This is a genomic window from Falcatimonas sp. MSJ-15 (assembly GCF_018918265.1).
Classification (GTDB): Bacteria; Bacillota; Clostridia; order Lachnospirales; family Lachnospiraceae; genus Falcatimonas.
The window spans coordinates 46764-62518 of the sequence record NZ_JAHLQC010000004.1 but is presented as its reverse complement, the minus strand read 5'-3'; the positions used below and the strand labels follow the sequence as shown (position 1 = coordinate 62518).

Genomic DNA, 15755 nt, shown 5'->3' with positions numbered 1-15755 from the left:
ATTATGAGGATTGCATTCTTAAACTTATGTCATTGTGATAGTGATGTTGTTAAAAGAGTAGCAGATAGACTTACAGCACATCCGGACTTTGATATGTATATACACGTTGATGCCAAAGCAGATATTACTCCATTTAAGGAGAAACTTAGTGACAATAAGCAGGTACACTTTGTAAAAAACAGACATAAAGTGTATTGGGGTGGATATAATGCAATTTTGGCAACAATGGAACTTATAAATGAAGCACTTAAAAGTGCCAAAAAATATGACTATTTCATATTGCTTCAAAATCTTGATTATCCAATCAAGTCTAATGAATATATAGAACAGTTTTTTGCTAAGAATCCTGATATAGAATATATAAGAGGATGTAAGATAGCATGCACGAAAGATTGGCACTATGCCAGAAAATACAGACTGTATAATAGTAGAGATAAAGAATATTATCTAAAAAAGCATAGTAAATTGAATAGAATGTTTCATAATGCAATTAATCTTGTGAAAAGTATATCAACTATTGGATTTAATGGAATTGTAAAAGATTCAGGCGATGTGCTATATATGCATTATGGAGCAGCACAATGGGCAGTTACAAGAGAGTGTGCAGAGTATTTTGCAAAATTTTATGATACTCATAAAAAGTTCAACAAAAAAATGATGCATGTACAGTTTCCTGATGAAGAGTATTTTCATACAATTGTGCATAGTAATGACAAGTTTAGATTAAGATGTATTAAGCATGATGAACCGGAGAAGAGATGGCTTGTTAATTGGCGTAATATACATTACTTTGAATTTCCTAAAGCAGTGACAGTATTTGAAAAAAAAGACTATGAGAAACTTATAACCAGAGAAGAACTCTTTATAAGAAAAGTAAAAACTGGTATATCAGATGAACTTATGGATATGATTGATGCGGCAACAAAAACTGATACGAAGGATGGAGAGGGATTATGGAAAAATTGATAAGTGTAATTGTGCCGGTTTATAAGGTTGAAGACTACATTGGTAAGTGTATAGAAAGTCTTATAGCTCAGACATATAAGAATATAGAGATAATACTTGTTGATGACGGTTCACCGGATTCATCAGGTGATATATGCGAAGAGTATGCTAAAAAAGATAATAGAATAGTTGTACTTCATAAAGAAAATGGAGGACTATCTGATGCAAGAAATTATGGATTAGAAAGAGCACATGGAGAGCTTATTGGCTTTGTAGATTCAGATGATTATATTAATGAGAATATGTATAAGATTCTTATAGATACAATGAATAAGACAAATGCTGATATAGTAATATCTAATCTTGAGGAAGTGGCAGAAGGTGATATGCCTTCAACAATAGTAGAACCACAAAAAGAGTATACAACAAAGGTTATGACTAATATAGAGGCACAGAATGTATATTATGACAGAACTGATCTTAGAATAGCATTTACAGTAGCATGGAATAAGCTATATAAGAGGGAAGTGATGGGAGATATTATATATCCTAAAGGATATATACATGAGGATGAGTTTACAACATTTAAATATCTATATAATGCCAAAAATATTGCATTTGTAGACGTTCCGTTATATTATTACCTTCGCAGGGATTCTGGTATTATGGGTTCAGCATTTAATATTAAGAAATTTAATCTATTACAGGCGTATGAACACAGAATATGTTTTTACGAAGAGAAGAACGAATGGGAACTTTGGAAAAAAGCTATGAAGCAGTATATTCACATGACTGCAAGAATTAATAAGTGGATGAAAGAAGCCCATGCGAGTGATGATGTTGAGATAGAAAAGAGTAGGCAATTCTATTTAAAACATTATAGAGAGAACAAGAATAAGTGCACACTGGGGGCAGGAGCAAAGGTTGAAAGTTTTCTCTTTGGAATGAGTTTTAAACTATACTATCTAATATGGAACTGTATTAGAGGATAGTTGAATTTTGAAGTAAGAAACACCGAAACTTTAGCTTAGTGCATAGTTCACTGATTGAAAGAAAACATATAAAAGCATGATAATAGGAGACTACTAATAATGGGAAATGGAAAAAGAACAACAATTAATATAATAGCACAGATATTTTCGTTCATTGTAAGCCTTGGTGTAAGTTTTGTACTTACCCCATATATATCAGGAAAATGTGGTAAAGATGTATATGGATTTGTTGGAATGGCATATCAGGTAACAAGTTATATATCTGTATTTACAGTTGCATTTAATAATATGCTTGGTATATTCGTTGCAACAGAATATCATAAAGGAAAGTTTGATGAAGCTAATAAATATTATTCATCTGTATTTATGGCAGATGTGATAGTGGCCATAGTATTGTTTATTCCAATGATGCTTATATCATTCTATATGGATAAGATTCTCAACGTTCCAGCGAGCTCAATGTCGGATATAAAAGGATTATGGATGTTCATATTTATAACATTCTTAATTAATCTTGCATTCGGCCCATGGGGAATATCAACATTCATTAAGAATAGACTTGAACTTGCAGCAAAGAGAAACTTTGAGAGTAATGTAATAAAAGCAATAATTCTTGTTGGAATGTTTGGATTCATGGCTCCAAAAGTATGGTATATAGGTTTTGCAGCATTTGTATGTGCAGTATTTCTTCTTATAACTAATAAACAGTATATGAAGAGCCTTGTTCCGGAGATTAAGTTTAGCAGAAAAAAATTTGACTTTGAGTCAATGAAAAAATTATTAAGTGTTGGTATATGGAATACAGTTAATCAGCTTACAAACATACTTGTAAGTGGACTTGATCTTATAATCAGTAATAAGTTTATAAGTTCAATGGCAATGGGATACATATCATATGCACAGACAGTACCAATTCAGATGCTAAATCTAATATCAATGATTAGTAATGCATTTTCACCACAGCTTACCAAATCATACGCAACAGGAGATATGGATTTATTTGAAAAAGATGTTAAATCATCAATAAAAGTATGTGGATTTATATGTTCAATTCCAATACTTGGATTCATTGCATTTGGAACAGATTTTTATAGACTATGGATACCATCACTTACTGGTGAAGAAGTAAAGACAATTAACATTTTGTCATTTTTAATATTGTTCCATACAATATTTGAGGTATATATATATCCACTTAGTACAGTAAATAGTATAACCAAGAAAGTAAAGATACCTGTACTTGTATCTTTTATAACAAGTATACTTAATATCATATTTGAATTAGTATTGTTAGAGACAACAGACCTTGGTGTATATGCAATTGAGATAGCAACAGCAGCACTTATGTTCCTTAGAGTATTTTTCTTTATACCAATATATTCAGCAAAGATACTAAAGAAGAGCTGGTATACATTCTATCCACCAATGTTAAGAGGAACAGTATCATCAGTAATTATTCTTGCTATCTATTTTACAATACAGAGAAATGTTCCAGTCAATTCATGGGGAATGTTAATTGTAGTTGCAGCAGGATGTGGAATCATAGGATATGCAGTTAATTACATGATTGTACTTGGTAAAAATGAACGTATCATGGTAAAAAACATGATAAGAAAAAAATTAAAGAAAAAAACCGTTAGATGAAAATAACATAGTATTATGGGGAGGTATTTCATGAATAATAGATATATTGTGAGTATAGTTATTCCTGTATACAACAGTGAAAAATATATAAGACGATGCCTTGATAGTATAGTTAAACAGACTGTAAAGAATTATAAAGTGATCATAGTAGATGATGGTTCTACTGATAATTCATTTTCAATATGTAAAGAATATGCAGATATGTATGATAACTTAGAATGTTATTCAATAAAAGAGGCAGGCGTTTCAAAAGCAAGAAATTATGGAATATCAAAAGTAAAGACAAAGTATATTATGTTTATGGATTCAGATGATGTTGTGTCAGAAAGATTCGTAGAAGTATTGTTAAAGACAATAGAAGATACAAAATGCAATATAGCAGAGTGTAGATTTAAGCGAATAAGCAAGATGGAACAGATAGATTTTTGTGATGACATTATAGAATATACTGTCTTAGATAAAGAGAATGCTATTGAAAAACTTACAAAAAATGAATATACACATTATGTTTGGAATAAGATTTTTAAAACAGCTATATTTAATGGGATAAGATTTATTCCCGGAAGATATTACGAGGATATTGCAATTATGTACAAGTTGTTTGAAAGAGCTGAACGTATAGCTTATGTGGATGCTGAATTATATGGATATTGCATAAATCCAGATTCAATAACTAATACACATGATGATAAAAAGCGTGAAGATATATTATTGTGCTGGATAGAACAATATGAATATTTTAAAGAAAAACATCCACAGCTTATGGAAAGATGTTTAGAGAAAATCAGTCACTATTATCTTAATGCATTTGATTATGCACAAAGATATGATCAGCGATTAAGGCGAATAAACCACTACATGATAAGATATTACAGTAAGATTATGAAAAGTAATATAACAAAGAAAAATAAGGTAAAGATAACAGTTGCAAAAATGATACCAAGAGTATACATTTTGAAGAACAAAAATTAAAGAAAGAGGCTAGAAGTATATGAAAGTTGGAATAATATCAATGCAGCGAGTGTTCAATTATGGTTCGTTTATGCAGGCATATAGTCTTAAAAAAAATATAGAGATGCTTGGAGATGAAACGGAATTTGTAGATTATCATACAGGAGAACCACTTATTACAGAGAATGTTAGTGGTAATTCAAAACTTGATATAAAAGAAGCAATAGGAAAGCTTATTCCACCTTATATTAATTCAAAAAAAGTTATGAATGAATATTGGAATAATATGGGAAGATGCGAGGAGCGATATGTAGGAAAATATCTTCCTATGATAGGAGTTACATCTGAGAAAAAATACAATACAAAAGAAGATGTAATAGTTATAGGAAGTGATGAAGTATTTAACTGCGTTCAGTCTAACCCTGATGTAGGTTTTTCGCCTGAACTGTTTGGAGCTCATAGAAATGCAAAAAGAGTTATAAGTTACGCCGGTTCATTTGGTAATACAACAATTAATGAGATTGACAGACATGGTAAAAGAGAAGAACTTACAAGATATTTTAATGATTTTTCAGATATATCAGTACGTGATAAGAATTCAGTCAGTATAATACAAGAACTTACAGGCAAGACACCAGAATATCATGTCGATCCGGTATTCTTATATGATTATGAGAATGAGATACCTAAAAAAGCACCACAAAAAGACTATATTGTGGTATATGCATATCAGTGTCGTCTGAAAAAAAGTGAATGTAGGGAGATAAGTCGTTTTGCAAAGAAACATAATAAAAAAATAGTATGTCTGTGTGGACCACAAAGGTACTTAAAAGGATATGTTGCAGCAGATCCATTTGAAGTATTATGGTATATAAAAAATGCAGATTTTGTTATTACAGATACATTCCATGGAAGTGTATTTTCAATCAAATTCAACCGACAGTTTGCAGTACTTTTAAGAAAAGGCAATGGAAAAGTATATGGTAATAATGAAAAACTTTTTGACCTGTTAAGACGCTTTGGCGTTGAGGACCAAGTAGTAAATGGAAGAAAAATTGACGATGTTATCTTTAATAAAATAGATTACAAATCAATCAACGAGCAGATAAAAAGAGAACGAGAAAATAGTCTTAATTATCTGAAGAAAGCGATTGGAGAATAGAAATGGAATTATGTAAGAAAGAAGATTGTCTTGGTTGTTTTGCATGTATGAATGCATGCCCAAAAGGAGCAATATCAGTTACGCATGACAGACTTGGCAAGACAATTCCTACAGTAGATGCTAATAAATGTATCTACTGTGGAGCATGTACGAAAGCATGTCCTGTACTTAACGAATCTGAATATCATATAACAGATGAATGTTATGCTGCATGGACTAAGAATGAGAATGACAGAAAGAATTGTGCATCAGGCGGTATAGGAACGGCTATATCAAGATATGTAATAGATAATGATGGAGTAGTAATTGGTACATATTTTGATGATGATGCCAAGCTTATATTTGATTATGCTGATACGCCTGAACAACTTGAGCGATTTAAAAGTTCAAAATATGTTCAGGCATATATTGGATATTCATATAAGAAGGTAAAAGAGTTCTTAAGACAGGGACGGCTTGTGCTATTTATAGCAACGCCCTGTCAGATAGATGGACTTAATCATTATCTTGGTAAAAAGTATGATAATCTTATAACTATAGATATTATATGTCATGGAACACCACCAATTACATATCTTAAAGAGCATATAAAAGCCAAATGTGCAGATGCTAAGATTACTAATGTAACATTTCGAGGTGAGAATGATTACCATCTGTGTGTATATTCAGATGAAAAGCTTATATATAGTATGAGAAGTGATATGGATGAATATTTTATGACATTTCAGAATTCATCAATAAACCGAGATAATTGTTATAATTGTAATTATGCAAGACATGAGAGAATATCAGATATTACAATCGGTGACTTTTGGGGAATTAACAGAGAAGACCTAAAAGAACAGTATGATGGTAAGATCTCTAGTATAATAATAAATACAGAAAAAGGTAAGAAACTCATAAGTATGCTTGATAAGTATATATATATGGAGAAGTGGGATATAGATATAGCGTATAGATATAATAATCAGCTTAACAATCCGGCAGTTCCAGGAAGATATAGAGAAACTTTTGTAAAGAATTATGAGAAGGTGGGATTTGAAAAGGCGGTTAGGAAGTCAGGCGTTAGTACAGCTATTGCGATTAAAAAAGCCAAAGATTCAAAGATTGCAAAAGCAGTGAAGAAAGTTATAAAGAAATGAGGTTTTTATCTATGGAACCATTAATCAGTGTTATTGTACCTGTGTATAATGTAGAAAAGTATGTTACAAAGTGTGTTAATAGTATAATAAATCAGACATACAAGAATCTTGAAATTATACTTATTGATGATGGCTCAACAGATAATAGTGGCAATATATGTAACGATTTACAGAAAAAAGATGACAGAATAAAAGTGATACATAAGAAAAATGGTGGATTATCAGATGCGCGAAATTGTGGAATTGATATAGCAAATGGAGATTATATAGCATTTGTGGATTCAGATGACTATATACATAACAGGATGTATGAGATACTTATGTATAATGCTCTTGATAAGAATGCAGATATATCAATGTGCGGTTATATGGAAGCAGATGATTATACATTAGGAGATGCGACTATTGTAGATGAGATGGAAGTGAATAATAGTGATATAAAAATATATAAAAGCAGAGAAGAAAAATTATTATGCATATTTCCATCTAAGATAAGGTTTACAGTTGTCTGGAACAAGCTATATTCAAAACAGATATGGGAAGAGTATAGATTTAAGACAGGCGAAGTATATGAAGATGAGCAGATATACTATAAGATATTGTATAATTGTAAGAAAATAGTGACCTGTGAAGATAAGATGTACTATTATGTGCAGAGAGAGAATAGTATAACAGGTAATGATATTACTCTAAAAATAGGATATAAGATAAATGCTTATGAGAACAAGTTTTACTACTTTTTAGAGAAAAATGAAAAAAAAGCAGTAAAAAGTGCTCTGTTTGAATGGAAATCATTACTTGTTGACTCATATTGCAAGAATGAGATATTTAAAAGTGGTGAAGAAAGAAAAGCAATCAAAAAGCTTCTAGAAAGAAAGAAGAAAAGATTTGCATATGAGCTGATAGCAAAAAAGAATTACCATTTTTTGAATAAGGGAGAGATAAAGAGTTATATAATGTTCCTTATATGTACGGATATATATATAGAGCATTTTAGCAAAAAACATAGGAATATATATTGTAAATAATGTATTGATTTATAGTGTATATTAGTATATAGTTATAAGATGTTGGAAAAATATAAAACTGCAAATAGTTTTTTGATTCCAAAGATAGGTTTGAAGAGGCGAAGATATGTTAATTGAAAAATTAAAAAATGCATATATATGGTTATATTCAATAAGAATCAATAAAAAGATTTTTGCAAAAGACATTGCTAAAAAGTGTCCATTAAGGATTATGCCCGGAACAAAGATTAAAGGGTTATATAAAGGCTGTATAGAGATAGATACAGACAATATATACAAAGGTATGATTCAGTTTGGCATGGAACAGGGTTCTTTTGGAAAGAGAGCAAAAAAACAATCTGTGCTTATGTTTGAAGATAATGGCAAGATAGTATTTACTGGACGTGCAGATTTTGCAGCTACAGCAGAAGTTACAGTATATAAGGATGCTGTGTTACGGATTGACGATGGCTTTTTTAGTAATAGCAATGTCGTAATCAATGTGACAAAAGGTGTTCATATAGGAAAGAATGCTCAGATAGGCTGGAATGTCGAGATAATTGACACAGACGGTCATGATATATGCGATATGGATGGCAACAAGATTAATTATGATAAACCGGTTATTATCGGCGATGATGTATGGATTGGTGCGAGAGCATCGATTCTAAAAGGAGCAGATATACCTGACGGATGTATCATAGGTTATGGCAGTATAGTGACTAAGAGATTTGATGAGCCACATTCCATTATTACAGGTATACCGGCAAAGCAGATTAAGAATAATATAACATGGCGAAGAGAAAAAACTATATAGATTATATTAATTACAAAAGAGATAAAAATAAGAAATGGCAGTAAATAATATACTGTTTGGAAAGGATAAGATAGTATGTTAGTAACAGTTATTATTCCGGCATATAATGCACAGAGATATTTAACAAGATGTCTTGACAGCATATTTACAATAGAAGAAGAGATAGAAGTTATTGTTGTAAATGATGGTAGCAGGGATAAGACAAAAGAGATATTAGACAGTTATCAGGAAAAACATAAGAATCTTGTATGCATTCATCAGAATAATTCAGGTGTGTCATATTCAAGAAATGTAGGACTGAAAGCTGCAAAAGGAGAATATATAATGTTTGCAGATGCAGATGATATATTTGATAATGAGATGTTTAAGCGGCTTATAATGCCACTTAAAGAGAAAAAATATGATTTTGTATTTGGAGACTATGAGACAATTAGTGAGAATGACGAATTATATGATTACATGAAGATTGAGAAAAAACTTATAACACTCAAAGATATCAAAGAATATTTTTTAAGCTATACAGATCTTAATACATGCTGGGGCAAGTTGTTCAAAAAAGATATAATACTACAATATAAGATACATTTTGATACAACAATACACATTGGTGAAGATAGGGCATTTGTAGGTGATTATATAACTCATATTAATAATTACTATTATACAGATAATTCTGTATACAAATATAGAATAGTGATTGACAGTGTAATGGGTAGTTCAAGAACAAGTATAAGTGACAGTAAGATTAGTGATTTTGTAAAAGGTTTTAGACATAGAAAGAAATTTGCAGATAATAATAGAATTGATAAGAAAGCATTATGTGAAGAAGTAGCTTCAGAGACGATAGCTATGATTAATATAATGTTGCATGGCAGACGTCCATATAGAGTATCCAATGCAGAGGCTCATAATCTGCTTATGGATAAGACTATAAAGAACAATCTGCATTATGTATCAAAATTAAGAACGGTTGATAAAAAAAGACGAATTGTATGTAGGTTACTTACACATAATATAGGAATAAGCCTATATGTGTTTATAAAGTATCTTGTTAATAAAATAAAATAGATTACAATATCTTTTAGCTATGTATTATAGTTAAGATAAGAATGTATAAAGGTGGATTATATCATGCAGGCATTAATAATAACAGCATATCACGATTATTCAAAGCTTGAGAGAAATCTTAAGCTATATTCAAAAGGATTTAATTGCTATGTGCATATAGATGCGAATTCAAAAGAATTTGATGAACAAAAGATAGCAAAGCTTAATGAGATAGACAATGTATATGTCATATCAAAATATAAGATTCTATGGGGAAGTTATCTTCATATGATGGCGATAATAGAATTGATTGAAGAAGCACTTAAGAATAAAGATAATACATATTTTCATATAATAAGTGGAGATGATTTTCCTACAAAAGATTACAGCGAGTATTATAATTTCTTTGAAAAAGATGGGAAGAAATATAATTATCTTGAAGTTACTGATATATCAGATATGCCTGTTATGCAAAAAAGATATAAAATATTTCATTTTATGCATATATTAAATAGAAGAAGCAGACATAAGTCAGTAATATTGCTAGATAAATGTTTAAGACATATACAGTATCATCTTCCGATTAAGAGAAAAAGAGTATTTAATTACAAAGGACTTGTATGGTGTTCGCTTACTAGAGAAGCTGCAGAATATACAGTTAATACAGTAAGAAATAATGGAGATATTAAAGTATTAAAATATTGTGAGATAGCAGAAGAGTTCCTATTTTCTAATACATTACTTGAATCTAAACAGTTTAGAGATACAGTAATATGGGACAAGAAACGTCTTACAATATGGGAGAATGAACACTCAACAGGACCAAGAAAATTAGATATTAATGATCTTAAGCAGATAAGGGAAAGTGATTGCTACTTTGCAAGAAAGATAGTATATAATGAGAATAATCATGAGTTATATGACAGTCTATATTCAAAGTTTGAAAAATCACTTTTGTAAAAACTAAAATATTCCGATACTCCCTTTATGAAACCAATGTGAAGGGGGTATTTTTATGCCAGAAGAAAAGAAAAGTTCAGGGATTGGACTAATAGTCGTTATCCTGATAATAGCAGCATTATTATTAAATGGGCTTAACCATATGAGAACATCAGCAGCAGATCTTGAAGAACAAAGTGGTGATACACTTGTAACTGAGACTGTTATAGCACATTTTGCAATACTTAACAGAGGATATGTAAGACCTGTTGAGACCAAATCAGAAGCACAGAAAAAATATACAAAAGTTGGCGATGGAAAGATATATAAAGCAGAGAAGATAGATAATGATGATGTAGCAGTTCTTGCTAATATAGCTAAAGTGCCAGATGTCTCACAATACCTTGAAGAAGGTGAAACAGTTGTATGGTATGTATGTAAAAAAGAAGCCGACGGCTGGCATGTAGATGGTGAGATAGTTAAGAAAAGCAGTATGCCTGAAGAGACTACAACACAGGAGCCTACGACACAGGAAGTTACAACAGAGAATGAGACAACGATAGAAGCAACAACTGCTTCGCAGGAACCTACAACAGAGATTGATATTACAAAGCTTACAACAGTACATTTTGCAATACTTAATGATGGGTATACACGACCTGATGTGACTAAATCAGAGGCACAGAAGAAATATACCAAGGTTGGTGATGGCAAGATATATGAAGCAAAACTTATAGAGAATAATGACAGACTTGTAGAAAAGAACATTGCGAGTTTGCCAGATATTACAGGATATATAGATGATGATGAAAATGTTATATGGTATGTATGTAAGAAAGAAGCCGATGGTTGGCATATAGATGGTGAAGTTGTTAAAAATGATGAAATTAACAGAGATTTTGCAGATATATATTACGAAATGCTGATTAATGGAGATGATTCTACAGTTGATATAGAACAATATAAGCTTAATTATAATGAACTTAAGGATATAATTGAAGATATCAATGATAATGAAGGTTATCCGGCATATTATATTTTTGACAGTTTTGATTATGATATTACACAGAAAAAAGGAATTGTAACAACTTTGACTTTAAAAAATATACCGGATGATTACGAAACTAAATATGAACAGATAGTATCCAAACTAGATGATATGCTATATGGCAGGAAACTAACAGACAAGGAAACCGTAGAGTTTATTAAAAAAATGTTGCAAAAATGATAAAGTGCGTAAAAAACACTTTACAAACATGTAACAATTATGTAATATATAAGAGACATAGTTGCTGGCAGATGCTAGACATAATATAAGGACATATAGTTTGACATTTTACAGACTCATTAATTATAGCAGTTTTAATTATAGTATTTATAGCCGACTGTCCGGGGAGTGTACAGATAGTTTATAGATGCTGTATAAGTAATTAATAAGGGATTAGAGTTCACTGATGAGATGTCATTAGTGAACTTTTTTTATGCAGAACAATGAATAGTAACGGATGATATAACAGCTTGTAGTGAATTACAGCTTTCTGCATAAGATGTGGGAGAAGAATTGTTATGATTAATAGTCCCAGGTTACTATGTTAAGGGCAATATAATAATTAATATGGACGTTATTATGGGTATTAAAAAGAATGAATATATGAATGACAGTAGGAAAAAGAATGCTTACATAGTACATTCATACATTCAGGGGGATATTTTTTAGGTGTTCTTTACTTAAAAAATCATATTTAACCTCAGGAAAAATAAGAGGCTTAAAACAAATGCAAAAAAGGTTTGATATTTGAAAGGAGTTCAATATGACAGTAAGAGTGAAGAAATTATTAAAAGAGATATGTTCATTTATCTTAGTGGTATCGGTACTTATAAGCCTGATACCATCCAATCAGGTATTTGGTGATACGGGAAGCACCACACCTGTAGAAGCAGTGTTCTATGTATTAAAACCAGGAAATGAAAGACCTCTTGGTGTAACATCACAAAAGCAGGCTAAATATCAAAAAGCCGGAACTGGTACAATAGCAAAAGCTATTAATATCAGTGAAAATGATGAAGGCGTTGCACAGAACATTGTAATTGAGCCAGACGTATCACAGCTTATAGGCGATGATGAAAAAGTCGTATGGTATGTGTGTAAAAAAGAATCAGACGGATGGCATGTTGATGGTGAAATAGTTAAAGTTACAGAGGAAACTACACAAGAGGAGACAACAGAAGCTGAAACTGAGGTAGTTACGGAAGAAACAACAACTGAAAAAGCCACAGAAGAGACAACAACAGAGAAAGTTACTGAAAAAGTAACAGAAAAAACAACAGAAGAGACAACAACACAGAGAGCTACTGAAAAAGCTACAGAAGCTACAACTAAAGCAGAGACAACAACTGTAGCTAACAAAGCAGTTACAACAGCACATTTTGCAATATTAAAAGAAGGATATCAAAGACCTAAGACAACTAAGTCAGAATCAGCATCTAAATATACTAAAGTTGGTGATGGTAAGATATATCAAAAAGTTAAGATTGATAATGATGATGCTAAAGTAAGTGCTAATATAGCAGTAGAACCTCAGATGGATAAATACTTAGATGAAGATGAAACAGTTGTATGGTATGTATGTAAAAAAGAAGCAGATGGCTGGCATATAGACGGTGAAGTCGTAAAGACTGAAACTGAGACAGAACCATCAGGTGAGACTACTGAAGAGACTAAAGCTGAGAGAGAAACAGAGAAACCTACAGCAGAAGAGCCTACTACTCAGAGAAAACCAGCAGAAGAACCTACTACTAAGAAGCAGGAAGTTACAACAGAAGAGCCTACTACTAAGAAACAGGAGGCTACAACAGAAGAGCCTACTACTAAGAAGCAGGAGCAGACAACAGAGGAAGTAACCACTAAGGCTACTGAACCTGAGACAACAACAGAAGAACCTACAACAGAAAAAGCAACAACATCAAATAGCACAGACAAAGATGTAGCCGAAGTAAGAGCGATTATGAAACAGATGATTCTTACAGGCGATATGACTAAACATGATGTATCAAAATACAATTTCAAGTTCCAGCAGTATGATGCAATATGGACAGATCTTGTTAATAACGAATGTTATCTTGCGGCACATTCATATTATATGTCATTCTTATCAGTTGTAAAAGATTCCAATGGTAAGATACAGCAGATATACATATATGGAGCAGATGCAGAATTTAAGGCAAGATATGAAAGAGTAAAAGCTAATGTTGCCAATGCAATGGCAGGAATTGATCCTAGAATGTCAGATCTTGAAAAAGCATTATATTTACATGATTATATTGACACACATGTATATTATAAGATGGTAGGAGACAGGACATATTATTCAGGAAGTGCATTAGGTGATGGATATGCAGTATGTAGTGGATATGATGCCGCATACAGAGTACTTCTTCATGAAGCAGGAATAGAGTCAGCAGTACAGTCAAGTACACCAATGAATCATGCGTGGACATATATAAAACTTAATGGACAGTGGTATCATGCAGATTCAACATGGGATGACAACAGAGATGGATATGAGACAATTCATACATGGTTCATACGTAATGACAGTGAATTCACATCATCATCTGCAACACCTAAACCTCACCATAGCTGGTACTCATCAATGGTAAGTGAGAAGTCAACATCAACAGCATATACTAATTGGTTTGTTCATGATGTAAAAGGTGCTATGTATTATAGTAATCGTTACTGGTACTATAGAGATGTCAACACTAATTCAATTAAGTGTGCACTTATAGATGGCAGTGAGATGACAACTGTAATAGACGGAAGTGCTATTAATAAGAAAGTAACAATTGTATCTGTAAAAAATGGTCTTTTGACATACAAAATCGGAGATACAACTTACACAAAAACAGTTAAATAGCAAAAAATGATAAAAAGTATCGGAAAGTATTACTTAAAAGTAGTACTAACCGATACTTTTTTACTATATCTTTTATTAAATACCTGTGCTAAGATATAATGAATAGTTATAAAGGAGAGGTTGTATTAATGGGCAGTAATGTGGATGAAAAGATATCGGTTATAATACCGGTCTATAATACAAAAGAATATCTTGAAAAATGTGTAAGTTCAGTAACAAGTCAGACATATAAGAATCTTGAGATATTTCTTGTAGACGATGGCTCTACAGATGGAAGTGATAAGTTATGTGACAGATTAGCACAGGATGATTCAAGAATAAGAGTTATACATAAAGCTAATAGTGGAGCATCAGATGCGAGAAATGCAGCACTTGATGTAGCAACAGGCGAGATAATTACATTCGTTGACAGTGATGATTATATAGATGATAACATGTATGAAGAACTTATGAAGCTTATGAGAGAATATGATGCAGATATAGTAAGCTGTGCTTATCGTGCCATTAATGGAGATGATATACAGGAATATACAGATGATTCAGTAACAGTATTCAAAGATAAGGAGATGTTTGCTGAATATATAAGACCTACAAAAGGATGTATGCCATCACCTGCAGTATGGAATAAGATATATAAGAGACATATATTTGACGGATTAAGATTCATAAAAGGAAGAATATATGAAGACAAAGATATGAGCTGTCAGGTACTATCAAGATGTAAAACAGGTGTGTTCGTAAGTCATGCATATTACAACTATATATATAGACAAAAGAGTGCCTCACATCTTCCTATGAATGTAAAGAGTGCAGATGATTTTGTATATATGTACAGAATACAGCTTGATATGGTTAAAAAATATCTTGATGAGAAGACATATACCAGATGTATGGAGATATATTATATGTTGCTTCTTGACAGTTTTTGCAGAGTATATAAGAGAGACAAAGCAGCAAGAGAACTTCTTGCTACAGAGATGAGAAGAGTTAAGAGTGAAGCAAAACCAGCAGTTATTGCTAAGAAAAGCGATATGCCAAAGAGAGATTTTAATCTTATAATGAAGTCTTTTAGTTCACCTTATCTATATTATTATATGAATAAGATAGATAATAAGTTACATCGATAGAATATATCTCTTATATAAGATGATAATAATTAAGAATATAATATAGCACATACCGAATGTCTATA

13 protein-coding genes are annotated in these 15755 nt (G+C 31.6%); all 13 read left to right on the top strand.

All coding sequences use genetic code 11. From position 1 onward, the window contains the following. Nucleotides 1–3 precede the first annotated feature (3 nt). The gene (locus KQI85_RS03915; protein WP_216574787.1) at nucleotides 4–966 is read left to right on the top strand and encodes a beta-1,6-N-acetylglucosaminyltransferase; all 963 of its coding nucleotides are present in this window, start codon (nucleotides 4–6) and stop codon (nucleotides 964–966) included. After that, nucleotides 954–1937 (top strand): glycosyltransferase, encoded by a 984-nt coding sequence (locus KQI85_RS03910; protein ID WP_216574786.1) that lies wholly within the window; start codon nucleotides 954–956, stop codon nucleotides 1935–1937. The genes KQI85_RS03915 and KQI85_RS03910 overlap by 13 nt, the downstream gene beginning before the upstream one ends. Nucleotides 1938–2036: 99 nt before the next feature. Next, nucleotides 2037–3581, top strand: a complete 1545-nt coding sequence (locus tag KQI85_RS03905; protein ID WP_216574785.1) for an MATE family efflux transporter — start codon at nucleotides 2037–2039, stop codon at nucleotides 3579–3581. Nucleotides 3582–3611: 30 nt separating this feature from the next. Further along, on the top strand, nucleotides 3612–4553 hold the full coding sequence (locus KQI85_RS03900) for a glycosyltransferase (RefSeq protein ID WP_216574784.1): 942 nt from the start codon (nucleotides 3612–3614) through the stop codon (nucleotides 4551–4553). Nucleotides 4554–4572: 19 nt separating this feature from the next. Beyond that, nucleotides 4573–5694 carry a polysaccharide pyruvyl transferase family protein gene (locus KQI85_RS03895; RefSeq protein WP_216574783.1) on the top strand — a complete coding sequence of 374 codons (1122 nt, stop codon included), beginning with the start codon at nucleotides 4573–4575 and terminating at the stop codon, nucleotides 5692–5694. A gap of 2 nt (nucleotides 5695–5696) precedes the next feature. Next, nucleotides 5697–6836: a Coenzyme F420 hydrogenase/dehydrogenase, beta subunit C-terminal domain gene (locus KQI85_RS03890; RefSeq protein WP_216574782.1), complete on the top strand. Its 1140-nt coding sequence runs from the start codon at nucleotides 5697–5699 to the stop codon at nucleotides 6834–6836. 11 nt (nucleotides 6837–6847) lie between these two features. Then, nucleotides 6848–7864: a glycosyltransferase gene (locus tag KQI85_RS03885; protein WP_216574781.1), complete on the top strand. Its 1017-nt coding sequence runs from the start codon at nucleotides 6848–6850 to the stop codon at nucleotides 7862–7864. A gap of 106 nt (nucleotides 7865–7970) precedes the next feature. Beyond that, nucleotides 7971–8660 carry a DapH/DapD/GlmU-related protein gene (locus KQI85_RS03880; RefSeq protein WP_216574780.1) on the top strand — a complete coding sequence of 230 codons (690 nt, stop codon included), beginning with the start codon at nucleotides 7971–7973 and terminating at the stop codon, nucleotides 8658–8660. A gap of 75 nt (nucleotides 8661–8735) precedes the next feature. Next, nucleotides 8736–9728: a glycosyltransferase gene (locus KQI85_RS03875; RefSeq protein ID WP_216574779.1), complete on the top strand. Its 993-nt coding sequence runs from the start codon at nucleotides 8736–8738 to the stop codon at nucleotides 9726–9728. Nucleotides 9729–9791: 63 nt separating this feature from the next. Next, a complete protein-coding gene (locus KQI85_RS03870) occupies nucleotides 9792–10667 on the top strand; it encodes a beta-1,6-N-acetylglucosaminyltransferase (RefSeq protein WP_216574778.1) in 876 nt (291 codons plus the stop codon). A 55-nt stretch (nucleotides 10668–10722) separates the two neighbouring features. Further along, on the top strand, nucleotides 10723–11874 hold the full coding sequence (locus KQI85_RS03865; RefSeq protein WP_216574777.1) for a hypothetical protein: 1152 nt from the start codon (nucleotides 10723–10725) through the stop codon (nucleotides 11872–11874). Between the two features lie 583 nt (nucleotides 11875–12457). Beyond that, the gene (locus KQI85_RS03860) at nucleotides 12458–14563 is read left to right on the top strand and encodes a transglutaminase domain-containing protein (RefSeq protein ID WP_216574776.1); all 2106 of its coding nucleotides are present in this window, start codon (nucleotides 12458–12460) and stop codon (nucleotides 14561–14563) included. 128 nt (nucleotides 14564–14691) lie between these two features. Further along, nucleotides 14692–15690 carry a glycosyltransferase gene (locus tag KQI85_RS03855; RefSeq protein WP_216574775.1) on the top strand — a complete coding sequence of 333 codons (999 nt, stop codon included), beginning with the start codon at nucleotides 14692–14694 and terminating at the stop codon, nucleotides 15688–15690. Nucleotides 15691–15755 lie beyond the last annotated feature (65 nt).